We start from the raw sequence: 25325 nt of genomic DNA, 5'->3' as shown, positions 1-25325 counted from the left end.
CAGGACGGAAAGCAACAACTCAGCGTACTGCAAACAGTCTCATCGCTGAAAACTGCAAACACAATTACAGAATAAACCGGCTGAGATCTTCATCCTTGCTGACATCGTCGAGTCGCTGCTTGACGTAGCTTGCGTTGACTTCGACCGTGGCGTACTTCATCTCAGGTGCCTCGAAGCTCAGTTCTTCCAGTAACCGCTCCATGATCGTGTACAGACGCCGCGCCCCAATGTTTTGAGTCGTCTGATTGACTTGATACGCGTACGAGGCGATCTCTTCCAAGGCATCATCGGTGAAGTTGACTAGCACTTCCTCCGTCTTCATTAATTCGACGTACTGCCGCGTCAAAGAAGACTTGGGCTCAGTCAATATGCGTACGAAGTCTTCCTTCGTCAAATCGGTTAGCTCGACGCGAATCGGGAAACGACCTTGCAATTCCGGCATCAAGTCACTGGGACTCACTTTGTGAAACGCCCCTGCTGCAATGAACATGATATGATCTGTGTTCACGTAGCCATATTTCGTTTGGACCATTGTCCCTTCTACGATCGGCAGCAAGTCGCGTTGCACCCCTTGCCGGGAAACATCCGCGCCCCCTTTGCCTTCGTTGGCCACAATTTTGTCGATCTCGTCCAGGAAGATCATCCCCAAGTTCTCGGCCAACTGAATCGCGGCGTCGTGGATGCGTTCTTTGTCGAGCAGCGATTCGGTCTCTTGCTCGATCATTACCTTGCGAGCATCGGCCACCGTCATTTCGCGACGAGTCGAGTTCTTCGGCATGATCTTCTCAAGCATTCCTTGGAAGTCCATGTCCATTTGCTCGAGCCCCATCCCCCCCAGCATTACCGGCGAGGATTTTTGCTCGATGGTTAGTTCGACCTTGCGGTCTTCCAACTGTCCCGCTTCCAGCATCTCTTTCATTCGCTGACGCGAGCGCTCGTGCTTTTCCTGCTCTTCAGGTTCGGTAGCCGTATGCGGAGGGCGGGGGGAGATCAGTTGATCAAGCAGACGTTTCTCGGCACGAGTTTTCGCTTCCGCTTCGACCTTTTCCTTCTCGGTCTCACGGACGATTCCAATGGCATTGTCGACCAGTTCACGAATCATGCTCTCGACGTCACGGCCATAGTAGCCGACTTCGGTAAACTTGGTCGCCTCGATCTTGATGAAAGGAGCCCCCGTTAATTTGGCTAGGCGTCGGGCAATCTCGGTCTTACCGACCCCGGTCGGACCGATCATCAAAATGTTCTTCGGTGAAACTTCGTGCTGAAGTTCTTCCGGCAAGTGCTTTCGACGCCAACGATTCCGAACCGCAATCGCAACGGCTCGTTTGGCATCGTTTTGCCCAACAATATCGGCATCAAGCATTCTTACGACTTCGCGTGGCGTCAGTTCCTGATGAGCTTTCGGCATTAGTCATTCTCCACGCGGTGAATTTTGATGTTGTCGTTGGTGTAAATATCAATCGCAGCAGCAATCTTCAAGCTCTCGCCGACGATCTCTTCCGCGGATAGCTGACTGTGTTTGACCAAGGCCTTGGCCGCCGCCGTCGCATAGTTGCCGCCCGATCCGATACCAAGAATTCCATCGGTCGGCTGAATCACATCACCCGTTCCTGAAAGCAATAGTGTTTGTTGTGCATCGACCACAACCATTAGTGCTTCCAGGCGACGCATAGCCCGATCGGTCCGCCACTGCTTGGCAAGTTCGGTCGCTGCCTTAGGAACGTTACCGGGATAGTCCTTCAGCATCGACTCGAAACGTTCCATTAGGGCGAATGCATCGGCCGTCGAGCCTGCGAAGCCGCACCATACTTTACCACCCATCAATGGGCGAATCTTTGAGGCGTCCGATTTCATCACACTGGTGTTCATGGTAACTTGACCATCGCCGCCAATCGCAACTTCGCCGTTATGGCGAACGGCTAGAATGGTGGTCGAACGAATTCTCATGCGGGATGCCTCGCGTGCGTGATTTCGATAACAATTACGAGTTGATGTCTTCGCCGTGTATTGTGTCGCAAAATGGGCTCAGCGGCTAGGAGCATCTCACAACTCACGTTTGTCTTGCGTTACCTATCATGCCCGACCCAATGAATAATCCGCTGCTGATGACCCCGTTGAACACGGCCCTATTGGTCATCGACATGCAGGAAAAGCTCCTTCCTTCGATCGACACTTGCGGACCTGTCTTGTGGAACACGAGGCGTCTATTGGATGGGGCGGCGATCCTCAAAGTGCCCGTACTCGGAACCGAGCAGTATCCGAAAGGACTGGGATCGACGGTGCCGGAACTGGCCGAGCGAATGGGAACGCTACCCGAGAAACTCGAGTTCAGTAGCTGCGCTTGCCTTTCAGATCAGCTAGCAAAATTGCAGCGGCCGAAGATTTTGATTGCTGGCATCGAGGCTCACGTCTGCGTGCAACAAACGGCGCTCGATCTCGTGGCGCTCGGTTACGATGTTTTGCTTGTGGTAGACGCGATTGGCTCGCGATTCCGACAAGATAAACGGATTGCTTTGCGCCGCATGGAATCGAGCGGAGTCACGCTAACAACCACTGAAGCCGTGCTGTTCGAGTGGTGCCGAGTCGCGGGCACGCCTGAGTTCAAGCAGATCAGCCAGCTGGTTCGTGAAAATCCGCCAACCTGATTTGGCGATTGTGTTTTGTGAACTACGCTTCGGCAACCGGCATCCCGAGGCCACCCAAGTAGCGATCGAAGAGGTGCTTTAGTTCCATAGCACGCTCGTGGGTCCACCATTCTCGAAATGCGTCTGCTTTGCAGTCGAACTGAGCCTGCTCTTGTTTAACCATCCGCAAGAGCGCGTCGGGAAATTTCTTGGCTGATGTTTCAGCCTGCCACCCACGGATCTTTTCGATCGCTGTGTGATGATCGTTGATCACGCCCAGTCTTGATTGCACCTCCTCAAATGCGGGGTACAGTTCCTTACGGAAGCTTGGGGGAAAACCACCTTCGACCAGTTCCATGGCGTAGCGAGCCTTCTTACCCTCGATACGCATTTGATGGAGCGACTCCGGCGATTCGTTCAACTGTTGCGAAAAATGGAAGAATCGGACCAGCATCGGCTCGAGTAATGTGGGAGCAATCGTTTCCACCGACTCCTCATCCGCCACTTCACGCCACCGAATATGTTTCACCAGCTTCTGAAACTTCTTCGCTAGTTGCTCATCTTCCGCCCAATGATTCGCTTCCACAATCTTCGCTTGGGCTCGTTTACGCAGCTTGCTGAGGAAGCCCAAGACTTCCTCCCGTTCTCCATCCTTAAAATCGAACTTCGACTTGCGAATTCGCTTGATGAAAACATCCAGGTCGCGGGCACTGCCGCCCGCTTTTCGGAGATGTTGCGTTGCCTTCCGCAAACTAGTCGAACGCTTCATCGGAAGAAGCGATGCGAACAATTGGAGTGCCGATTGCGTCCGCCGCGACCACGTTCTTAGATGATGGACGTACTCGACATCGTCCTTCCATTTCTTAGCCGCCAACGGCAGGATCTCGAGCATCCTCGAAGACCGGGTCGAAATCGCTTCGCGCGCGACATCCGAAATGGAATGCCCTGGCTCAACGTCTCCCAACCACTTGCCGTTCTTTGACATGGAAATCAACTCAGTTCGCTGGATACGCTACTCGCTGCTGGGCGGCGAAGTCCGAAACGGATATCCGTATCGAATGCCTTGCCGAATAGCTCGGTTCGCGATCGGGCCGCCCACAAATCGACTTCTGGATCGCCGGTGGCCTCGACCGTCACAAAGATATGATCTGGGTGAGCAACTACCTCCACCTTGGAAACCTGCTGCCGATGGCTCCGATCGAGCGCCCCGGCAATTCGCAGGATGGCGGCCAATTGCTTCACTCGTAACTGATCATTGTCGCTCAAACGGGTGAAGTTTCCATGCTTCTTTTTCGGATTTGCTCCACGATGGTACCGAGCGACGTTGGCCACAATTTCCAACGCATGCCGCGAAAAACCGGGGAGTTGGCTATTCAAGATTAAGCTATAGCTGTGCTTATGGTGCTTTTCGTAGTTGATCAGGTATCCGACGTCCTGCAACATAGCCGAGGCAAAGATCGTCTCGTCGTCCGATTCTTTGAGATCAAAAATAGGGGCAAGTTGCTGAAACAACTTCACTGCCAGGTTCGCCACATGCCGGGTATGGATCATGTCGACGCCGCAGCTACGCGAGAATGCTTCCATCGCCTCGAGTCGACGCAGTTCCTCAGCGGCTGCTTTTTCCGTTCCCAATCCCGGCTGAAGATCCTCGATCATCGAGAGCATCAAACCGTCGCGGATACCTCGATCGTGAATCCGCAACATGTTGACGTCCATTCGATGCATTAAGCGATCGATAATCGCGATACCGGCCACAATAATATCGGCTCGATCAGCACTTAGCCCAGGCAGGGACTTACGCTGCTTAAGTGTCATTTTGCTGAGTTGATCGAGCATGTGACTCACGTCCGCTCGATGGACACGATAACCCCATTCTACTTGGCCGACTTCCCCACGCTGCATCATCAACATGCTGGCCAACGTGGTGAAGGTCCCGCCGGTACCGAACAATACCTGCGGCACGAACGGTCGCTTCTTCACCAGCGGTTTTAGTTCCTTATCGATTCCGGTAATCAGCCGCTTCAAGCTGTCGGGCGTAGTGAAAAGCTCGTCATTAATACCGAACTCTTCAGTCACTCGCACACAACCCAGATGGGTCGGAAAGATCTCTTCGACGTGACCGCCGCAAGCATACACGACTTCCGTGCTCCCGCCGCCGATGTCGGCGATCGCGACGTTCATATCACGAATGTCAAACGCTTGGGCAACGCTCTTGAACGCCAGTTGGCCTTCCATCTCCGAAGAAATGACTTCGATCTGGATGCCCTCTTCCTCCTGGGCACGACGGCAAAACTCTTCCCCGTTGCTCGCTTCCCGCACCGCACACGTGGCAATCGTACGAATGTCGTAAACACCAAATCCTTCGGCAATTTTTTTGAAACGCCTCAGAGCCGCGAGCGAAAGTTCGATCGCCCCTTCATCAAGTTTTCCATTAACTGCCAAGCTGTGAGCAAGGCGGGTCGACTCACGTTCTTCGTCCAACACTCGGTAGTCGAAGCCGGGCAAAATCTGCGCGACGACTAACCGCATGCTGTTTGATCCGATATCAATCGCAGCAACGCGAGCTTGCTCGTCACCGCTTTCTTGCGGGGTTCCCAAAGATTCGGTCGTTGCTTCAGAAGGGTGCTGACTCATGTTGATTCCATCCTCGCGTCAAAAGTTCGACGGGGCACATACCCCTAGGCGATACAAAGGGGCACAATAAAGGATCGGGCTGGCTGACATCGCGAATGTTTCGTGATGGGAACTACACAAGGTCGCTGACCTATCGCTTCCCGGCAAGCCGGCCCAATCAAGACCAGAAAGTCCCACGCATGAAACGAATGATCCTGATGCGGCACGCCAAGAGTTCTTGGGAAGATGATGTAGCCGATTTTGATCGCCCCTTAAATCGCCGAGGGTTGCGCGACGCCCCACGCATTGCTGCGGCCATCGCCAGTCTAGGTTGGAACCCCGATATTGTGGTTCACTCGGCGGCCCTGAGAACCACCCAAACCTGGGAGTTGATGGCAAGCACCTTCTCCGATGTTCGCCAGGTGGTTTCCTCGAAATCTCTTTATCATGGATCGCCCGCCGACATCCAGGCTGCGATCGAAAACTTGCCGGAAGATTGCCAGACTTCCTTGATCATCGGTCACAATCCTGGTTGGGAATTAGCGGTTAGTCAATTGTCGAATCAAAACTTACGCATGACAACCGCCAACGCCGCGTTATTCCAAAACGAAACTTCGGATTGGCGCAACTTGCTGCACGCCAATCAGTCGTGGCAGTTCGTCACCATCCTACGCCCCAAAGAACTCGCCGAGTGAAATCAGCCGAATCGCATGGGATTGCTTGGCAGGCGTTCACGAGACCTGCTTCGTGTTGGTGAGAAGTTTTTTAGTTTCCATTGGAAATCGCCAAGGAGGCGTAACGGTAATCGCGGTGCCGCAATGCTTCACCTTGGGGCGTATTGCCAAACGTTTCGATTCGCCACTTTACAACTCGCCGAGGAAGCTTCCAAACATGGCCTCGACTTCCCGAGCAGGCTCCCTATCTTAAATGGGAGAAGCGGCTTACAACGCGACCAGTAATTTCGATTCACGTTTCTTACTGGCGCGTCGATCCATCCATCCTCGGAACATCTTGGAGTAATTTCATGACACATCAGGTTTGCCTGCTTTCCGGAGATGGCATCGGACCAGAAATAACCAACGCCGTACGCGAGATCATCGCGGCAGCGGGCGTCGGTATCGAATGGATTCCCTGCGCTGCCGGGCTGAGCTCTTACGAGAAGCACGGCGATCCGCTTCCTCAGGAAACACTCGACAACATTCGTCAAACCAAATTGGCCCTCAAAGGCCCCTTGGCGACCGCCAGTGGAACGGGTTTCCGTAGCGTAAATGTATCGCTGCGAAAAGAACTGCAACTGTACGCGAACTACCGCCCTGCTAAGACGCTGAAAGGGGTGCCCGCTCCATTCGAGGACGTCGACTTGATTGTCGTTCGCGAGAACACCGAAGGCCTCTACAGTGGTCTGGAACATACCGTCGTTCCAGGCGTAGTCGAGAGTTTACGGGTCGTCACTGAAACGGGTTCGCGGCGAATCGCCAAGTTTGCCTTTGAGACCGCACGTAGCCTGGGCCGTAAGAAAGTGACCTGTATCCATAAGGCCAATATTCTGAAGCTGAGCGATGGGCTCTTTCTGAAGACTTGCGGCGAAGTCGCCCAGGATTACCCCGATGTCGAGTACGACGAGTGCATTGTGGATGCGGCCGCGATGAAGATGGTGATGAACCCACATCAATTCGACGTGCTGGTCATGGAAAACCTGTTCGGTGACATCCTCTCGGACTTGGCCAGCGGTTTAGTTGGCGGACTGGGAGTTACGCCGAGCGGTAACCTAGGAGAAGACGCCGCCGTGTTCGAGGCCGTTCATGGCACGGCTCCTGACATTGCAGGCAAAAACCTTGCGAATCCAACCGCGCTGCTGCTAAGCGGCACGATGATGCTGAAACACATGGGCGAGACTGAGGCCGCCAAGAAGATCGAGGCATCGCTATTCAGCGTGCTTGAGGAAGGAAAGACTCTGACCGGCGACATGAAGGGTACCGCCTCGACGACGGAATTCGCCGATGCCATCATCGCCAAGCTTGATAGCGTCTCGGTCTGAGCCACGAAGTAGCTATTTCGTTCCTAAATTCACAAGGCCCCACCACTTACGGTCGGGGCCTTTTTTTTGTGATAACCCCCGCCGCCGGGTAGAATTCAGGTGTTAAAGCCCCTTCATCCAAGCGGTTGAAGCCGAGTGGAGGACTTTTTGGGGAATGATTGGCATGTTTACATTTCGCAGCAAAATTCCGGTGACCGTCGATCAGGCTTTTCGCTGGCACGAGCGTCCAGGGGCGCTTGATAGGCTCATTCCGCCTTGGGAGAACGTGCGAATCCTCAAGCGTGCCAATTCCATTGAACCTGGTAGTCGTGTTGTTATGCGAATGCGATTGGGCGGCATTCCGATCAACTGGGTCGCCGAACACACCGAACTACACCACAACGATTATTTCCGCGATCGCCAGGTTTCCGGCCCATTCGCTCGCTGGGAACATACGCACCGCTTCTCACCGGTCGACGGCGATCATTGCGTGTTGGAAGACGAAGTCGACTACCGAATTCCCGGGGGATCACTAGGCGAGCGTTTCGGGAAATCGCAAGTGGAACAGATGTTGCTGCAAATGTTTCGCTATCGCCACGACACAACCACCTTCGATTTGATGGCGCACGCAAAGTACCAGGAACATCCCACCATGAAGATTGCCATCACCGGTGCGTCCGGGCTGGTCGGTTCCCAACTCGCTCCGTTTCTTTCCACTGGCGGCCATGAAGTGGTCAAGGTTTCGCGAAGCGACGGCCCGAACACCATTCGCTGGGACATCAAAAATCATGAAATCGACGTCGCTGCTCTGGAAGGGATCGATGCGGTCATCCATTTGGCAGGCGAAAGCATCGTGGGGCGATGGACGGACAGCAAGAAACAAGCGATCCGCCAATCTCGCATAGAAGGAACAAAACTACTGAGTGAGACGCTGGCGAAACTTCAAAACCCGCCCAAGGCGTTGGTCTGTGCTTCCGCGATGGGGTTCTACGGCGACCGTGGCGATGAGATCCTCACAGAGAATTCGCCGGCAGGGGAGGGCTTTCTCCCGGATGTTTGTCAAGAGTGGGAAGCGGCGGCCAATCCAGCCCGCGACGCGGGTATTCGTGTCGCTCACGCACGGCTGGGCATGGTGCTCAGCCCGAAGGGTGGAGCCCTCGCGCAGATGCTGACCCCGTTCAAGTTTGCTGTCGGCGGCCGTGTTGGTAGCGGCAAACAGTATTGGAGTTGGATTTCGCTCGACGACGTGATTGGCGGATTGCATCACATTTTAATGAACGATTCAATCCACGGCCCAGTGAATCTCAGTTCTCCCAAACCAGTCACCAATTGCGAGTTCACCCAGATCCTAGGCAAAGTGCTATCGCGTCCTACGCCATTCCCCGTTCCAGAATTCGCTCTTCATTTGCTGCTCGGAGAAATGGCAGACGATCTCCTCCTTGCCAGTTGCCGCATGGAACCGACAGTCCTCGAAACAAGCGACTACCACTTCCGCGATCCCCAGCTAGAACGTTGCTTGCGACGAATCCTCGGTAGGCTGTAGTGTGCACCATTACTCGTCGTCGTCCCAGGCATCCGAATCTTCGTCGCCGTAAGTTCGAATCCAGATATCAGCAGCGATCGGTTCCGTGACGGAGGACTGGAATTCCCATTGGTCGGTAGACTCCCCATTGCCGATTTCGACCAAGTTACGGAACACCTGTTGTGGAGGTCCCTGCTGCAAGGCGGCTCGCAACTCACGCAGACGCTTTTCCCACTCGGCCCGCATTTCAAGTTCTTCCTCGTCGAGGTCCTCGTCATCCGATTCGCCAGGTGAGGTCGGGTAGTACTCCTCGTCGAAGATTTCCAGCAACTCTTCGGCCCGCATCTTGTCGTGTACGACGACACCGTAATTCTGGAGATGGTCCCATTGAAACGAGTTGAGCTCGGCTGATTTGCGATATCGCTTGAGAACGCGTTCCTTCTGAAACTCTGAGATCGCCATACGCCATTGCGTTTGAATCTGTTGGACTTGTTCGTCAGTGCACTCGTCATCGTTCATTTGGGCAATCCGACGGATCTCTTCTTCCGTAGGTCCATCGCGTGAGATTCGCCAATCCATTTCCTCGGCGTAGGCCTTTTCGAACAGGGCAGGAAAATCCTCCTTAGTGGCGAGGATCGCGTCTTCTCTGGGAGCTTCCTCTTTGAACTTGGTCACCACTTCGGTCAAAGATTCGTCAGGAAAGAATCGGTGCGTCGATTTTGGATGAATGTCCATGCCGTGGTATTTGGTCGTTCCGAACGTCCAGCCTGTTCCATCCTCATACTTCCGGACCACATCACACCAGACTTTGATCAGCGGATGACTGTAGACAATGCCGTAAGTGCATGTTTTCTCGTCCACGAAGACCCGCATTTGGGTCATGATCTCGTCGACGTGGTAATCCTCGAGCTTAGTAAAGCCAAGGCTCTCGAATTCAGCAGATCGCGCCTTGAAGGCCTCGATGTTTTCATCGTCCAGCCAATCATCTTCGTCCTCCTCCTCATCTCGCTCTCGCTTCCGGAGGTGAATGCGGAACGGAGGAACACCGCCTGCGGCTGCCTCTTTCAAAGCATCGGCAAACTTATCAATCCAGCGACGAAACTTCCAGCGAATGAAAAAGAAGCCGACGACCAGCAACAGTACAAAGGCGATGAAGAAACCAGCGACAATTTTCAGGAAGAGCATCATGATTCGCGGCCATCATTTGGAGGAGTAAAGCGAGGTTTTCGCGAGGTGAGGGCAAATTAACAACCGTCGAACCTTTTTTCCAGCGTTTTTCAGAAATTCGGTCGATATTCCAGCGACTCGCAGTTAACCCCCTCGGGATTGTTGCGGTTTATATCAGTTAATCCTTTGATTAAAATCCCCTGGAAAAGGAATCCATCATGTCGGCCGAGTTGTGGCAACTTCGCATCCGCGAGATCAATCAAGCCGAAGTCTGTGACGACGGCAAGTACATCTTGTATTGGATGATCGCCAATCGGCGTACCGACTGGAATTTTTCGCTTCAAAGGGCCGCGTGGTGGGCGGAGAGGTTGAAGCGACCGTTGGTGATTTTCGAGGCGCTGCGTGTCGGTTACGAGTGGGCCAGCGATCGTTTGCATACCTTTGTGTTGCAAGGGATGCGTGACAACCGAGCTGCGATGTCCGATGCCCCCGTCATCTACTATCCCTATGTCGAGCCGAAGAAAGATGCAGCGAAAGGCCTGTTGAAATCACTCGCTGATGACGCTTGCGTTGTGGTGACCGACGACTTCCCTTGCTTCTTCCTGCCGAGGATGGTCGAAGCAGTTGGTAAGAAGCTAAAGGTCAAACTCGAAGCGATCGACGGCAATGGCCTCTTACCGATGCGGGCAGCCGATCGCGACTTTCCTCGGGCACATAGCTTTCGACGCTTCCTGCAAAAAGAACTCCCTAAACATTTGGAGAATGCCCCAAAGGCAAATCCACTCTCAGGCAAGTCGTTCCCGGCCGCCGACAACAAACTGATTGCGGACATTCAGAAGAAATGGCCTGCCATCGACACTGATACATTAGAAGATCCGAGCAAATTCATCGCCGAATTGCCAATCGATCACGAGGTACCTGCCGTAGAAACCATGGGTGGTGCGAAGGCTGCGCGAAAGCAAATGAAGTGGTTCCTGCAAGAAGGGCTCAAGCGATACGCAGAGCAGCGCAACGACGTCGAAAGCGAATGCGTCAGCCAGTTGTCGCCCTATCTTCATTTCGGTCATCTTTCGGTTCACGAAGTCTTCCACGAGTTAACCCAACAAGAAAAATGGGAGCCTTCACAGCTGAGTGAAAAAGTGACCGGCTCTCGCGATGGCTGGTGGAACATGAGCGACGGAGCCGAATCGTTCCTCGACGAGATCATCACCTGGCGAGAACTGGGTTACAACATGTGCCACCTGCGTGGTGACTACGACCAATACCGCTCGCTGCCGGATTGGGCACGGCAAACCTTGGAAGAGCATAAAGAAGACGAGCGTGAGCATGTATACACGCTCGAGGAGTTCGAGCACGCGAAGACACACGACCCTCTCTGGAATGCTGCACAAAGGCAATTAGTGCGAGATGGACGCATTCACAATTATTTGCGGATGCTATGGGGCAAAAAGATCCTACACTGGACCAACACGCCGCAATACGCCGCGAAGGTGATGATCCACTTGAACAATAAGTACGCCCTCGACGGCCGCAATCCCAACAGTTACAGCGGCATTTTTTGGTGTCTTGGTCGTTACGATCGAGCCTGGGGCCCGGAACGGGAGATCTTCGGTAAGATCCGCTACATGACCAGCGACAGTGCGATGCGAAAACTAAGCTTGAAGGGATACATCAAAGAGTATGCCGAGGGCCAACTATTCGACTAACGGCCTGCCGTAGGGGGAAAAACCGGCCCAAAATCAACGCATTTAGCCCATTTTGACCAAAGTTTACCCAAGAAAGGCCATTCCTGGGGGCGATTTTTCCTAAATGGACTAGATGCACCGCTGGCCCGGGCGGTATATTACCTGCTTGCCTTTAAGTTCATGCAGCGTCCTGTGTGACGCGCGTTTTTCAATACACGATTTTTTCCGGCGGCCTGGGCTGCACGCCGAACTATCAATCCATAAGGAAGTCTTTAGGTAACCAATGGTTAAGGTACTCGTTCGCGACAGGGAATCGATTCAAGAAGCAGTTCGTCGGTTTGGTAAGTTGGTCATGCGTAGCGGTCTCAAGAAAGAGATGCGTCGTCGCAAGTATTACGAAAAGCCGAGCGACTTGAAGCGCCGAGCCCGTCTGCGTGCGGAACGCCGCTCCTTGAAAGAAAAGCTGTTGGTTCAAGACTAGTCGCCGTTTTATCGCGACTTGGCTTCCTAAGCCCAAAGCAAATCAAACAAAAGACGCCTGATTCAACCGATCAGGCGTCTTTTGTTTCTTGAGTATCATCGCTCGACCTTCTAAAGCGAGGCATATCGGAGGTGGATCTCCTCGTCCGTTTCTGCCCGACAGACATATAGCACTCCAAAACTATCATCATCCTGCTTTGGTCCGATGACCATCTGAAGCGATTGGGCTTCGTCATCAGTCAACGGCTCCGCTCTTCCAAACAGTTCGCATGGTCGTGCAGCTTGGGGATAAATGGTCGGAATGGTCGCTAAGACCGTCAGCCCATCCCAATCGCCGTCACAAACCGAGTGGGCAGGTAGGAAGGGGGTCGGCCCAATGCTCAGCCCCAGCGGCGTTAGATACATAGGCAGATTCAATAGCTGTCGATCCGGGAAGTTCTCTTCACATTCGAGCTGCGTGTCTTCGTCAAGCTCGAAATACCCGTATCCACTCGGATACGTGCTAATCTCGATCGGTTGGTCCCCGAATAAACGCGCCTCGTTGAGCTCCGGGCCTGTTTCCCAGACTTGAAGTTGATTGACCCAGCGATATGCAAACTCGCATTGCCGGTTGCCAAACACTTGAATCGCAACATGGCAGCCACGATATCCATAAGCATCGCGGAGATCAATTTGCGCAACAAACGGCATCAGTTCGCCATCGCTTGCCTTCGGCCAAGGGGAGATTCCCTGATGGACTTCTCCCCCGCCAATGTAGGTGACGCACGCATTCTTGTCGCTTGGCTCAAACGCCAGGGGAAAGATGGCCAGCGGCGTCGTGGGTGCCTGGAGCAGTACGCGCGGCAATCGACGACGCACTTCCGACAACATCAGAAAGTCGTAAGGGCCGACAACGGAACTAAGCGCGAGATAATGGGACGCGGCGATATGGCATTTTACCTCAGCTTCGTTCGGTTCAGAAAGTCCTAGCCGTATCCGCTGCACTGCCATATTCCGTTAGTTTGCCAGATGTGGCTCAAGTTCTTTCGCCCAGATCACGTAACCTTCGTCGGTCATATGCAGGCCATCGTTCTTGAACAGTTCTTTTCGCGGCTTGCCATCTTCGCCTAGCATTGGGGCATCGATGTCGATGAATTCACAGTGATCGGTCTTGGCACATTCAGCAGCGATCAGCTTATTGGTCGCTCGCACTTCCTCGATCATCTTCCAACGAGACAGACTAGGTTTCACCGCGATGTATAAGATCTCTGTCTCTGGGAGTTCCTTGTGGACCTTCGCTTCAAACTCCTGAAAATCTTCGAGGATCTGCTCTGGGGTGTACTTCGCCGCGATATCATTATCGCCAGCGTAAACGACGACAGTCTTCGGCTTGTAAGGAAGAATAATCTGATCGGCGTAGTAAACTGAGTCTTCAAGTCGCGAACCACCAAAGCCACGATTCACCGCGTCCAGCTCCGGGAACGACTTTTTCAAGTCCCACATCCGGATACTGCTGCTACCAACGAATACCACGCCGCCTGGCATCACTGGGTTCTTCTTGTCCGCGGCGGCGAACTTGTCCATGTCTTTCTTCCAGCGAGCGATGCTTTCAGGCACTTTGGCATCTTCGGCAAATGACATCGTTGTAAACACAGCAACCAGCGAGAGACATACGAGCGAGCGAAGCATGATAGGGAGTTTCCTCATTGTGGCAGGAAGTCAAAGCGGATCTTAACAGTCTGTTGATTTTCTGCTTCGTTAGCGAGTCATTGAGATCGGGGCGAGGGCAAGGCGTGAGTCCGCAGGCATATCCACTAGATATGTCGAGGAATTCACAACGCCGCAATCGCCCCAATCTCAATTACGTAGCCGATCTGAGAAATTCAACAGACTGCTAACGGCGAGTTGTTTGATTATAGCCAAAAAGAAAGGCGGGACCGAATTGATCCCGCCTTCCTGGTTGGTCTTAAAACCACCGATCAGCCAAGCACGTACGGAGCACGATGAGCCCGGTGAGTCATCGCGGCGGCTTCTTCATCACCAGAAATCTTTTCCGAAACCGGATCCCAAACGATCTTACGCTGCAAGCGACAAGAGATGTTGCCCAGATGGCAAGCGGTCGCGGTGCGGTGACCGATCTCGACATCGCAGATCGGCTTTTCGCGCGACACGATGCACTCGAGGAAATCCTTCTGGTGATTTCGGCTCTTGTAAAGCTGAACGTCGGAGTCCTTCAGCTGGATCGCGCCGATCTCTTCCGACGACGGCTTGAACACGCCACGGTTGACGTAGATCTCGCCCTTGTCACCGATGAAACGGGTTCCCATTTTAATGTCTTTTTGACCTTGGCCGACAATCATGGTCACGCCCTCACCGTAGTCGTACGTAATACGACAAGCTTCAGGCACTTCGTGATAGCCTTCCGGATGGAACTCGACTTGTTCCGCATGAACCGACAACGGGCCGCTATCGTCCTTGCCAAGTCCCCAGTGGGCGATATCGATGTGGTGAGCACCCCAGTTAGTCATCTGACCGCCTGAGTAATCCCACCAGAAGCGGAAGTTGTAGTGAACTCGCTTTTCGTTGTAGGGACGCTCAGGAGCTGGGCCGAGCCAGTAATCGTAGTTCAATTCTTCCGGCGGCTTGCTGTCGGCCGGGAGCTTACCTGGGTCATTTGCATTGGCCAGTCCAACATGTACGGTGTGGACCTTACCAATATATCCGTTGCGGACCAGTTCGCAGGCTCGGTGGAATTCGTTGGACGAACGCTGCATCGAACCCGTCTGCACAACGCGTTTGTTGGCGCGGGCAGCTTCGACCATCTTGCGACCTTCATTGATGGTCAGCGAAAGTGGCTTTTCGCAGTAAACATCTTTGCCGGCTTCGCATGCATGAATGGTTGGAATCGCGTGCCAATGATCTGGAGTACAAATCACGACGGCATCGATATCTTTGCGATCAAGGACTTCGCGGTAGTCACCATAGACATCGCACTTGCCCTTCTTGTCTCGAACCATCTTCGCGGCTTGTTCGGCATGCTTGGAATCGACGTCACACACAGCCACGGCGTTGTTGATGAACTTACCGAGGTTACCGCGTCCCATGCCACCAACACCAATGTGCCCGGTCTGAATACGTTCGTTGGCACCAAAAGCGGTCGCTGGAATGAAGAGGGGAGCCGTCGCCAGACCAGCTACCACACTCGAAGTCTTGAGAAACTGACGTCGCGAGACGCGATTACGAGCACTCATGCATTTTCCTCGTAGGGTATGGAATCCAAATGGAATATTCTTCGCAAAAATCCAGGTCGGCAGGGTGGTCCTGGACGTAGAGACAAGCATCTAATGATACCTGAAATTGGTTTCGAGGCAAAGTGACAGAACGCCCCGCTAACAGCCGGTTATTGGGAATCAGTCCATTTCTTCCCAAACCGTGTGATAGCCATCGACCGCCTCGGTGTACTGTAAGAACCGCTCATAGAACAAGTTACCACCGATCGTCGAACTATCTCCCACCACAATCAGTTTGCGGCGAGCTCGGGTCAACGCGACGTTCATACGACGCGTATCGAGCAAGAAACCGATTTCCCCGTTCGTATTCGACCGGACAAGCGAAATGATTACGGCTTCGTTCTCGCGGCCCTGAAAACCATCGACCGTATCCGCCTCGACCCCCGCTGGAAGTAAGTTCCGAAGTCGTTGGACCTGCGCCGCGTACGGCGAGATCACCGAAATTGCTTCCGGCTCCATACCCGCTTCGATCAACTGCTGGGCCTTTTTGGCGACAAATCGGGCCTCGGCATCGTTCACTCGACTCGACGTTGCGTCGTCTTCCTCTTCCTGAAAGTCAGCGCCAGCCGTGTCGAAGTACTGCCAAGGCTTCACGTCGACATAAGCTCCGTCCCCCAGCAGCGGTTGCAAGTCGTGCGTGGCAACGGCGTCGTCCGCCTCCAACAGGCAGTCGTAAAACTCCTGACTGCTGAAATCCATGATCGAGGCGTGCATCCGATATTGCCGTTGCAGAAGCTTAGCCACATCGGGCGTCTGCCGCACGACCCGCTCTTGCATGCTTTCAGCAAACCCTTCGGCGGCCGCTTCCTGAGAGAGGATCGTCGGCGGAAGCTGGCAGTGGTCGCCGGCCAGGATCACGCGGTCGGCTCGAGAAAGGGGAATCCAACAAGCCGGCTCGACCGCTTGGCAAGCTTCGTCAATCACCACGGTTTCGAACCGCCTTCCCGCGAGAAGATCGTCGTCGATCCCGGTAAGGGTCGTACATAAGACATCCGCGCCGGAAAGTATCTGGTCGAGCGTTTGTCGCTGAAGTCGCTGCGCATCATCGAACAAACTGCGTGCTTCCTCACGCAACGCGGCACGCTCACCGGGAGCTGGCTTGGCCCGCGTGTAACGACCGGCACTCCGCATCTTCGCTTGCCCTTCGCGAATCAGCTTCTCCGCCAATTTGGCATCGGTATGCGAGCGGGCCAGATAGTCGAGCGTTGCATCGTGGAGCTGTTCCGACACGCGGGCTGGATGTCCCAGCCGGACCGCCTTGACGCCTTGTGCGAGTAGACGCAGCATCAAGTTGTCGACGGCCAGGTTGCTCGGAGCACACGCCAGAACGCGTTCACCGCGATCGACCAACGCTCGAATCAAATGGGATAGGGTCACCGTTTTTCCGGTCCCCGGCGGGCCATGAATCACGGCGACATCGTTTGCCCGAAGTGCGTTTTGTACGGCCTCCCACTGCGAATCATTCAGCTCCCGTGATCGCTGAGGCAAGGTGGCGGACAAATCGAACGTTGGTATCGCTTCCCCAAGTAATACGTCGCGTAGCTCGGCCAGTCGATTTCCCTGCGCACTGGCGGCCCGCTTGATGGCGAACTCCATCCGTCGCCGTGTGACTTCGTCGTTACTGGGAATCAGGGAGTAAAGATCGTCGTCGTTTTCCAGGAAGTCTTGCGTGACAACTTCGATAGAACCATCACGTACCGAAGCGACCAGGCCGCGAATCTGGTTATTTTCGACATCCTTTAACAGAACAGGCGATCCGCTGCGAAAGCGATGAGGTGGCAGCGAGGTCCCTTGAGTCTTGGGTCGAAACTTACAGATCACCCGTCCCGCAAGCGCCGACCACTGTTCGTGCAGCTTCAGTCCTTTGAGCGTTCCCTCTTTCTGGACACCTTCGGCAAGCCGTTGCGACTCTTCGTTCGCTTCCCACTGCATCCAGCGCCGAAACTTTTCAAATAATTGCGGCCACTCAATCTGGTCCGGCTCGGAGAAGGCGTCGACCTCCGGCATCAATTCGCGCAAGGTCTTGACCGCGCGACGAGCTCGATCCTCGTCCAGTTCTACGGTCGCTTGACGGCGGATCAGATCGATCGCGCCGATCTCTTTGCCAGGGACGTCTGCCTGCTCAATCAGCAGCTTGAACAACTGGTTGCGGTTGGTTCCCGGAGGGAGGCCCCGTAAATGGAGACGTGCCATGGTTTACGTTAGGAAGATTCGATTGCGAATGAGGGTCGGCGATTTCTTTGCGTTCAGCCGGGGGCGTCGCAAAGAAGCATGCTACAGCCTGAACCAGGAACATGGTAGCAAACAACCACAGCACTTTATCGTAGTTGCCCAAAAGTTCTTTCCCTTGGGTCATCAGAAATGGCCCAGCGGCACTTCCCGCAACGATCGACATCATCTGGAAACCTTTAATTTTCCCAAGATGAGCCCGACCGTAATAACGTGCCAGCAGGGAATTCGAGCCAGCACTGGAAACCCCTTGCGCCATACCGAAGGTTAGTCCGTAGACGCCAGCCATGATCACTGAGTCGATCGCCAAATAGGTTAAGACCCCGATCCCCAGCATGATCGATCCGATTGCCAGCAAGTAGTTCAACTGGAATCGATCGGCCAGGATGCCACCGAAAAACTGGCAAGTCGCCATGCTGACGGCCATGGTCAAAAAGACAACCTGAGCGTCATCTTCCGTCAAACCACGTGACTCGATGTATGGCACCACCATGAACATGAGGGCCGTTCCGACCATTGCCCACATCGTCATAAAGGACAGCACAATCCAGAACGAGTGGGTCATCATCGCGTCCCCCAAGCCCAATTGCGGCAATAAGAACATCTTGCCAGGATCGTGCTTCTGACCATCTTCGCGGACGACGTGCTTGTCGCCATCGGGAAGTTGGCCTATTTCTTCCGGCTGATTTCGATAAATGAAAATCAGGATCGGGAACATGATCAGCCACACGCCCAGTCCCAGCGCTATGTATGCCTGCTGCCATCCCAGGGTGTTGATCAGGAAGATCGTAATTATGGGAAAGGTACCAAACGCAATTGGAGCGGAAAGGTTTCGAATACCGTTCGCGAAGCCCAGCTTCCGCTGAAACCACATATCGGCCGTGTTGGTCGCCAGGAGTGTGAGAGAGCCTTGCCCCAAAGTTCGGATCGCCAGGAACCCGATGAACAGCGTGTAGAACCCTTGCACCTGCGACATGAACATACAAGCCACACCGAACAAAGCCACAATCGCCGCGATCGTCTTTCGAAGACCCCATCGGTCGGCAAGTGCTCCGATCCAGGGCACCGGAAACGCGGCCAAGATCGTCCCCCACAGATAGGCGGTGGTTACCGTCACCATCTCGGCGTCGATCAGTTCTTTAGAAAGCACGACCGCTTCACCGGGATGTGCTTGTTGAAAAGTGGCGGTCGCCAACGTAGTGGCAATGTATTTGTTAAATAAGGCCACACCGTAGGTCTGACCAGGGCTAGTACAATACTGGGTGAACATCGCCACACCAAGCATTACCCAGCCATAGAAAAATGGAGTCGCTTGAACGATCGGGTCGCGACGGACAGAAGCTGCCTCTAGCGAGGCGGCGTCAGTGGCCATGATGGACGGTTGCCTGAATCTATTCCACGAAGCAAAGGCAGGCAGCAAACGGCCTGCGCGGAGTCATATACTATCAACGGCTCCCCAGTCAGGAAACATCTAATGGCGTTTCGGTTCGCCGTATTTTCTAGCACAAATTATCACCCCCGTAAGCCGATTTAGCAGCGGCATTCTCGCCACCCCGCTTGGGCCAATTGCAAGGGTCACCGCTTACCGATACGTTGGAACGTCTTAGACACCCCGTTAGGTGGAAACAAGCACGTCTCCAACTCGAATTCAGAGTGAAGTGAATGGGCCGTATCGGTTTAGCTTTCAAGCTCTTTTTCCAAATCATGTTCAATGCCGACGTCGCCAAACGAGCGGAAACGCTATCGTTGCCGGCTCCTCCCAAAGAGGAAACCAAGCCTGCGACGCCACCACCTCCCCCTAAGCCGAAGCCAGTGGCACCGCAAGGGATCGACGCCCTCGTTCTATTGGCAACGCTGCAACGCGAGGCCCGCTTTCTTGATTTATTTCAGGAAGACCTCTCGGAATACGAAGACGCCCAGATTGGTGCCGCCGTGCGTGACGTGCAGCGCGACACCAAAGCGACGCTCAACCGCTTGTTCGCCATCCAACCCGTTCGCGATGAGGAAGAAGGGAATCGAATCGAGTTGCCTGAAAGCATCGATGCCGTAGAGATCCGCCTGGTAGGAAACGTGCAAAACCAGAAACCTTCCGGCGGTACGCTGGTCCATCGAGGATGGAAAGCCACCAAGTGCGATGTTCCAAAATTCAACGGCACCTTGGCCCAAGCCCAAGTGTTGAACCCGGCTGAAGTGGAGGTTTAGTCGATGAGCGCAAAGTATGTCGTCGGCATCGACCTCGGTACCACCAACAGCGTGATCGCTCAAGCCGACCTCGAAGCGGAAGCCCCAGTGGTCGAATTGCTAGAGATCCCGCAGTTGGTCGCCCCCAGTACGATCGAAAGCCGCAAATCGCTTCCCTCTTTCTTGTACTTGGCTACGGAAGCCGACCAGGAAGGGGGTAAGCTCGAACTTCCTTGGTCCGCGGATCAAAACTATGCGATCGGCGAGTGGGCTCGACGTCAATCGGCTGATACGCCCGATCGAACCGTCGGTGGAGCAAAGAGTTGGCTGTCGCATCACAAAGCGGATCGCCAAGGCGATATCCTTCCCTGGAACGCACCAGAAGAAGTCGGCAAGGTTTCCCCAGTTGAGGCTTCCCGTCGCTACCTGCAACACGTGGTCGCCGCGTGGAACGACGCTCATCCCGATCACCCTCTGGCCGATCAGGAAGTGGTGCTGACGGTACCCGCCTCGTTCGATGCCAGCGCTCGAGAGCTGACGCGCGAAGCGGCCGTCGGGGCGGGTCTGCCGGAAGATTTCACGCTACTGGAGGAACCACAAGCAGCCGTCTACTCATGGCTCGGCCATATGGGTGACAGTTGGCGAAAGGCCCTGAAGGTCGGCGATAAGCTGTTGGTCTGCGACGTGGGTGGCGGTACGACCGACCTCACGCTGATCACTGTTGAAGAAGAGCAGGGCGAGCTAATCCTCAAACGGATGGCGGTCGGTAATCACTTGTTGGTGGGCGGCGACAACATGGACCTGGCACTCGCCTTCCATGTGGCGGAACTCTTCAAAGAAAAGAACGTCACCCTCGATCCTTGGCAATCGGTCTCGCTCTGGCACTCATGCCGAGCCGCAAAGGAAGATCTTCTCCGCGAGGAAGGCCCGGACAAGCATCCGGTCAGCATCCTCGGACGCGGTAGTAAGCTGATCGCCAAGACGATCTCGGTCGACGTCGAGCGCGAGCCAATCAAAGCCATGCTGCTGGAAGGTTTCTTCCCGCAGTGTGCCGGTGCCGACAAGCCGCAGCGTGGGTTCGTTTCTGGGTTCCAGGAATTAGGCCTACCATTCGAGTCTGATCCAGCCGTCACACGGCATCTAGCGGAGTTTCTGGCCGTGCACGCCGAAAAGGCTGGCAGTGCGATCAATCCGACGCATGTTTTGTTCAACGGCGGTGTGTTTAAGAGCCAGCCGTTCCAGACGCGTCTGATGGAAACACTCGCTTCGTGGCAACCCGATCAACCACCGCAGCGTTTGGAAGGTCCCCACGACCTCGATTACGCGGTGGCGCGTGGTGCGGCATTCTACGGATGGGCGAAAGAGAAGGGGGGCATCCGCATCCGTGGCGGAACGGCCCAAGCCTATTACGTTGGCATTCAAACTTCCGGCCTTGCGATCCCAGGCGCCCCGCGCCCTTTGCATCTGCTGAACGTGGTTCCGATCGGTATGGAAGAAGGAACCGAAACCGACGTTCCCAGTGCGGAAGTCGGTCTGGTGGTTGGCGAGACCACGAAGTTCCGCTTCTTCTCGTCTCCAATCCGTAAGGACGACAAGCCAGGCCAAATGCTCCAGCGTTGGGACGAGTCCGAGATCAGCGAAACAGATAGCATGGAAGCCAATCTCCCCCGCGACGATAAGATCAACGAGCCCTACGTGCCGGTCACCTTCCACAGCAAAGTCACCGAACTGGGTATGCTCGAGCTTTGGTGCGTCAGCTCGAAGACGAACGGCCGTTGGAAACTGGAATTCAACGTCCGCGAAGAAGATTAGCTCCAACAATAAGCTTCTTTCCTTTGCCAATCCCCTCGCCTCTGAGTGGAGCAGGCTAGGGTGAAAAGCTCTAGAAACCGACCCAACATGTCCATCGTTCAAGCAAGCTCGGTCGCACAGCCAGGACTCGAAGAAGAACTCCCCAGCCGATACATCGTGGGGATCGACCTTGGCACCACGAACTCGGCGGTCACCTTCCTCGACACACGTCAGGAAGGGACCGTGATCGAGACGTTTCTCATCCCTCAGGTCGTCGCTCCTGGCCAAGTTGAAGCCCGCCCCACGTTACCCTCGTTCCACTATCAAACCGCCCAGAACGAGTTTCCGCCGAATTCGCTGAAACTCCCCTGGAGCAAGGGGGAAGAATCAAATACGGTGGGCGTGTTTGCCCGCGATCACGGTACCAGCGTCCCTGGCCGCATGATCAACTCGGCCAAAAGCTGGCTTTCTCATTCAGGCGTCGATCGAACGGCGGCACTGTTACCTTGGCACGGCAGCGCCGATGTCGAGAAGCTTTCACCGTTCGAAGTCAGCAGCCGCTACTTGAAGCATGTCCGTGCAGCGTGGAATGCTCGCTACAAGCAAGAACCGCTCGAGAAGCAAGACATCGTTCTGACACTGCCGGCCTCGTTCGATGAAATTGCGCGCGAGCTGACCGTTGAAGCGGCCAAGCAAGCCGGGCTAAAACGCGTTGTCCTAATTGAGGAACCACAGGCCGCGTTCTATGACTGGTTAGCTAAACATGCGGAAACCTGGCAAGACAAAGTTTCGCCAGGACAAACTATCCTGGTCTGCGATATCGGCGGCGGCACGAGCGACTTTACCTTAATTCGCGCCCGCGCTGGCGATGAAGACCTGGTTCAGTTTCATCGTGTGGCGGTGGGCGAGCATTTGATTCTGGGTGGTGACAATCTCGACCTTGCGCTCGCTCATTACCTGGAAGGCAAGCTTTCGCCAAAAGACAAGCTGCCAGCTGATCGCTGGTCGGTCCTGGTTCGCCGCTGTCGTCAGATCAAGGAGATCTTTCTCGGCCCAGATGCTCCCGAGTCGCAATCGATCAGTTTGCCGGCGGTCGGCTCCAAGCTAATCGGCGGAGCCCTCCAGTGCGAAGTCACTCGAGACGAAGTGCATCAGGTGCTCGTCGAAGGCTTCCTTCCAGAAAACGGCCTGGACGAAACGCCCGAGATGCGTTCGTCTGGTTTTCAAGAATTCGGCCTGCCGTACGCCCCCGATGCTGCAATCTCGAAATGGCTGGCCTACTTTCTACGAACCCATCACGAAGTAATCGAAGAGGAAAGTCGGCATCCCAGCGGGGCCGTTCGTCCCGACTTGGTGCTGTTCAACGGTGGTTTCTTCGAGTCTCCCGTCTTGAAGCAGCGTTTGCTCGACGTGTTGAGCAGTTGGTTTCAAAAAGAGGATCCCGCCTGGAAGCCGACGCTGCTCGAAAACGCCCACCTCGACTTGGCAGTCGCTCGCGGTGCTGCCTATTACGGTCAGGTTCGTCGTGGCACCGGGGTAAAGATCACTGCCAACCTGGCTCGAACGTACTACATCGGGGTCGGCGCTGACGATTCCGGTGAAGCGGAAGCGATGTGTCTTTTGCCGGCCACCACCGAGCCAGGCCAAGAGATCGACCTGCAGCACAGCTTTCAACTGCGCGTCTCCGAACCGGTTGAGTTTCCGCTGTTCGTTTCCAGCACGCGCCTGATCGACACGCCAGGCCAACTGGTTCCGATCGATCCACAGCAGATCAAAGCTTTGCCCCCTATTCGAACCGTCCTCCGTGCGCGACGTCGTAGTGAGGCAGAGACAATTCCCGTTCACTTGCATGCCAAGTTAACCGAGATTGGCACGATCGAACTTTGGTGTGGAGAAACCGATTCCGACCGTACTTGGCGACTCCAATTCGATATCCGTAGTGCCACGCAAACCGATGTCGCCGCCCATGAGTCGGCTCGCGAATCGGAAGGAATGCTGGACGAATCGCTATGGAACGAAGCCGCTGAACTGCTGAACGAAACCTTCGGTGACAACGCATCACGCAAACCGCAGCCGCTTATCAAGGATTTGGAAGCGTCCTTAGAAATGAAGCGAGATGCCTGGCCGACATCGCTTTTGCGAAGGATGTGGGAACACCTGATGGATCTTGAATCAGGTCGCAGCAAAAGTCCCACGCACGAATCGCGATGGCTGAATCTCACCGGCTATTGCTTGCGACCAGGGTATGGTTTGGCGTTGGATGATTGGCGCGTCTCCGAAACCTGGAAACTGCTGCAAGGCAAAGTGCTGCACAACGATGATAACTGTCGTAATCAATCGCTCATCTTGTGGCGACGAATCGCTGGTGGCCTCAATCGCGGACAGCAGCTGGCCATCGCGGAGCCTCTTCTGCTGGCAACGCGCGTGATGCACAAGCGCATGACCAGCGGAGGTGGCGGTACCTCGACCGCTACGTTCACGCCGCAGCAAGCCATCGAAGCTTGGCGTTTGCTGGGAAGCCTCGAACTGTTGGGCGCACAAGAGAAGACCGAGATCGGCCGCATGCTGGTCGATTTGCTGGGGAAGAAGAAGTTAGAACCAGCCCGTGGCGCGATGGGCTGGACGATCGGTCGCCTCGGCACCCGCGTGCCCGTTTACGGCCCGCTCAATACGCTTGTCCCCAAAGAGATTGTCACCAAGTGGTTGGCCACATTCCAGCAGCAGAAAACGACCGATCTAGCCGATCAATTGGCCGTTATGCAATTGGCCCGCAAAACGGGAGACCGCTACCGCGATCTGACCGAATCAACTCGCACCGAAGCCGCCCAGTGGCTTGAAGGGGAGAAAGCCCCAGAGCACTTGGTACGAATCGTTCGCGAGGGAGGCCAATTGGACGAAGAAGAGCAATCGCAAATCTTTGGCGAGAGCTTACCCACGGGCCTCACGCTAGTGCGATAGACTTCGTGCGAGGCGTTTGATCAAACAGTCGGAAGCGCATCGATATAGATATACGTGGCGCTCAGATCGGCATCTAACAACTCTTTGCATTGGACATAGTCCGGCAAAAAGTGCCACGCAAATGTTGTCTTACCGGCACCGTGTGGACCGGCGATCACATAGAGTTTTGGCGAAATCTCTACGTCTCCGAGCGATCAATCCAACGGGGGTTTTTCGTTGGATGCGCTTCGCCTAGAAGTTGTAAAATCTCGCTCGGATCGTTCGCTGTGAGGAGTAGCTCGCGGTTACCTTGGTAAAGGAACGCTTCGTTATTGGCGTGATCGAGCATTGCAAGCAAGGCATCGAAGAAGCCTTCTACATTTAACAAGCCACACGGTTTGTTGTGGAACCCAAGCTGAGCCCAGGTGACCACCTCAAACAATTCTTCCAACGTGCCGAATCCGCCTGGCAAGGCCAAAAAAGCGTCGGATAGCTCGGCCATCTTGGCTTTCCGTTGATGCATCGACTCGACGACGATCAGTTCGTTTACACCATGGTGAGCAAGTTCGCGGTCAACTAAGGCGCCAGGTATCACGCCGATCACTTCGCCGCCAGCGGCTAGAGCGGCGTCAGCCACGGCTCCCATCATGCCGACTTTGCCACCACCGTAGACTAGACGTATCTTACGCTCGGCCAGCAGACGGCCCAGCTGAGAAGCAACTTCCGTGTAGGCAGGTCGGCTTCCAGAGGCCGACCCGCAAAATACGCACAAAGTTTCCATCATGGGTGCCGTTCGGTTAGGGCGCCCAA

Annotated in this window: 20 protein-coding genes; 9 read left to right on the top strand and 11 right to left on the bottom strand. The window is 54.8% G+C overall.

The window, feature by feature from the left end; all coding sequences use genetic code 11:
* Nucleotides 1-64: 64 nt before the first annotated feature.
* Together hslU and hslV are read right to left on the bottom strand one after the other, a co-directional pair.
* Nucleotides 65-1408: an ATP-dependent protease ATPase subunit HslU gene (hslU, locus tag C5Y83_RS04800; protein ID WP_105328521.1), complete on the bottom strand. Its 1344-nt coding sequence runs from the start codon at nt 1406-1408 to the stop codon at nt 65-67.
* Nucleotides 1408-1947: an ATP-dependent protease subunit HslV gene (gene hslV / locus C5Y83_RS04795; RefSeq protein ID WP_105328520.1), complete on the bottom strand. Its 540-nt coding sequence runs from the start codon at nt 1945-1947 to the stop codon at nt 1408-1410. The genes hslU and hslV overlap by 1 nt, the downstream gene beginning before the upstream one ends.
* A gap of 128 nt (nt 1948-2075) precedes the next feature.
* On the opposite strand from hslV, the gene C5Y83_RS04790 reads away from it, so the two are divergent.
* A complete protein-coding gene (locus C5Y83_RS04790; RefSeq protein WP_199194987.1) occupies nt 2076-2645 on the top strand; it encodes a hydrolase in 570 nt (189 codons plus the stop codon).
* 22 nt (nt 2646-2667) lie between these two features.
* Here the strand turns inward: C5Y83_RS04790 and C5Y83_RS04785 are convergent, their stop codons facing one another.
* Entirely contained in the window at nt 2668-3609 is a 942-nt protein-coding gene (locus C5Y83_RS04785) for a CHAD domain-containing protein (protein WP_105328519.1), read from the bottom strand.
* Nucleotides 3610-3614: 5 nt separating this feature from the next.
* Entirely contained in the window at nt 3615-5258 is a 1644-nt protein-coding gene (locus tag C5Y83_RS04780; protein WP_105328518.1) for a Ppx/GppA phosphatase family protein, read from the bottom strand.
* Between the two features lie 179 nt (nt 5259-5437).
* On the opposite strand from C5Y83_RS04780, the gene C5Y83_RS04775 reads away from it, so the two are divergent.
* From C5Y83_RS04775 to C5Y83_RS04765, 3 genes are all read left to right on the top strand, one after another.
* The gene (locus C5Y83_RS04775; protein ID WP_158262232.1) at nt 5438-5932 is read left to right on the top strand and encodes a SixA phosphatase family protein; all 495 of its coding nucleotides are present in this window, start codon (nt 5438-5440) and stop codon (nt 5930-5932) included.
* A gap of 329 nt (nt 5933-6261) precedes the next feature.
* The gene (locus tag C5Y83_RS04770) at nt 6262-7275 is read left to right on the top strand and encodes an isocitrate/isopropylmalate dehydrogenase family protein (RefSeq protein WP_105328516.1); all 1014 of its coding nucleotides are present in this window, start codon (nt 6262-6264) and stop codon (nt 7273-7275) included.
* Between the two features lie 163 nt (nt 7276-7438).
* Complete coding sequence (locus C5Y83_RS04765; protein ID WP_233207101.1) at nt 7439-8797, top strand: TIGR01777 family oxidoreductase; 1359 nt, start codon at nt 7439-7441, stop codon at nt 8795-8797.
* Between the two features lie 9 nt (nt 8798-8806).
* Here the strand turns inward: C5Y83_RS04765 and C5Y83_RS04760 are convergent, their stop codons facing one another.
* Complete coding sequence (locus C5Y83_RS04760) at nt 8807-9964, bottom strand: hypothetical protein (protein ID WP_146117631.1); 1158 nt, start codon at nt 9962-9964, stop codon at nt 8807-8809.
* Nucleotides 9965-10161: 197 nt separating this feature from the next.
* Here C5Y83_RS04760 and C5Y83_RS04755 point away from each other — a divergent pair, with 197 nt between their 5' ends.
* Nucleotides 10162-11649, top strand: a complete 1488-nt coding sequence (locus C5Y83_RS04755) for a deoxyribodipyrimidine photolyase (RefSeq protein WP_105328513.1) — start codon at nt 10162-10164, stop codon at nt 11647-11649.
* A gap of 262 nt (nt 11650-11911) precedes the next feature.
* On the top strand, nt 11912-12109 hold the full coding sequence (gene rpsU, locus C5Y83_RS04750) for a 30S ribosomal protein S21 (RefSeq protein WP_105328512.1): 198 nt from the start codon (nt 11912-11914) through the stop codon (nt 12107-12109).
* Nucleotides 12110-12219: 110 nt separating this feature from the next.
* On the opposite strand, the gene C5Y83_RS04745 is transcribed toward rpsU, so the two are convergent.
* The 5 genes from C5Y83_RS04745 to C5Y83_RS04725 all read right to left on the bottom strand — a co-directional run bounded on the left by C5Y83_RS04745 (nt 12220) and on the right by C5Y83_RS04725 (nt 18978).
* The gene (locus C5Y83_RS04745; RefSeq protein WP_146117630.1) at nt 12220-13092 is read right to left on the bottom strand and encodes a hypothetical protein; all 873 of its coding nucleotides are present in this window, start codon (nt 13090-13092) and stop codon (nt 12220-12222) included.
* A 12-nt stretch (nt 13093-13104) separates the two neighbouring features.
* Nucleotides 13105-13776: an SGNH/GDSL hydrolase family protein gene (locus tag C5Y83_RS04740; protein ID WP_105328510.1), complete on the bottom strand. Its 672-nt coding sequence runs from the start codon at nt 13774-13776 to the stop codon at nt 13105-13107.
* 290 nt (nt 13777-14066) lie between these two features.
* Entirely contained in the window at nt 14067-15338 is a 1272-nt protein-coding gene (locus C5Y83_RS04735) for a Gfo/Idh/MocA family oxidoreductase (RefSeq protein WP_105328509.1), read from the bottom strand.
* A gap of 159 nt (nt 15339-15497) precedes the next feature.
* Nucleotides 15498-17570 (bottom strand): AAA domain-containing protein, encoded by a 2073-nt coding sequence (locus tag C5Y83_RS04730; protein ID WP_105328508.1) that lies wholly within the window; start codon nt 17568-17570, stop codon nt 15498-15500.
* A complete protein-coding gene (locus C5Y83_RS04725) occupies nt 17500-18978 on the bottom strand; it encodes an MFS transporter (protein WP_105328507.1) in 1479 nt (492 codons plus the stop codon). Before C5Y83_RS04725 ends, C5Y83_RS04730 begins: the two co-directional genes overlap by 71 nt.
* Before the next feature lie 290 nt (nt 18979-19268).
* Here C5Y83_RS04725 and C5Y83_RS04720 point away from each other — a divergent pair, with 290 nt between their 5' ends.
* The 3 genes from C5Y83_RS04720 to C5Y83_RS04710 all read left to right on the top strand — a co-directional run bounded on the left by C5Y83_RS04720 (nt 19269) and on the right by C5Y83_RS04710 (nt 24536).
* Nucleotides 19269-19808, top strand: coding sequence for a DUF2760 domain-containing protein (locus tag C5Y83_RS04720; RefSeq protein WP_105328506.1), 540 nt, complete (start codon nt 19269-19271; stop codon nt 19806-19808).
* 3 nt (nt 19809-19811) lie between these two features.
* Nucleotides 19812-21599 (top strand): Hsp70 family protein, encoded by a 1788-nt coding sequence (locus C5Y83_RS04715; RefSeq protein ID WP_105328505.1) that lies wholly within the window; start codon nt 19812-19814, stop codon nt 21597-21599.
* A gap of 87 nt (nt 21600-21686) precedes the next feature.
* A complete protein-coding gene (locus tag C5Y83_RS04710; protein WP_233207099.1) occupies nt 21687-24536 on the top strand; it encodes an Hsp70 family protein in 2850 nt (949 codons plus the stop codon).
* A gap of 178 nt (nt 24537-24714) precedes the next feature.
* Here the strand turns inward: C5Y83_RS04710 and C5Y83_RS04705 are convergent, their stop codons facing one another.
* A complete protein-coding gene (locus C5Y83_RS04705; protein ID WP_199194986.1) occupies nt 24715-25299 on the bottom strand; it encodes a TIGR00730 family Rossman fold protein in 585 nt (194 codons plus the stop codon).
* Nucleotides 25300-25325 lie beyond the last annotated feature (26 nt).

The sequence above is a fragment of the Blastopirellula marina genome (assembly GCF_002967765.1).
Classification (GTDB): Bacteria; Planctomycetota; Planctomycetia; order Pirellulales; family Pirellulaceae; genus Bremerella; species Bremerella marina_A.
Note: the sequence above shows the minus strand (reverse complement) of the source record. Positions and strands in the feature narration are given on the sequence as shown.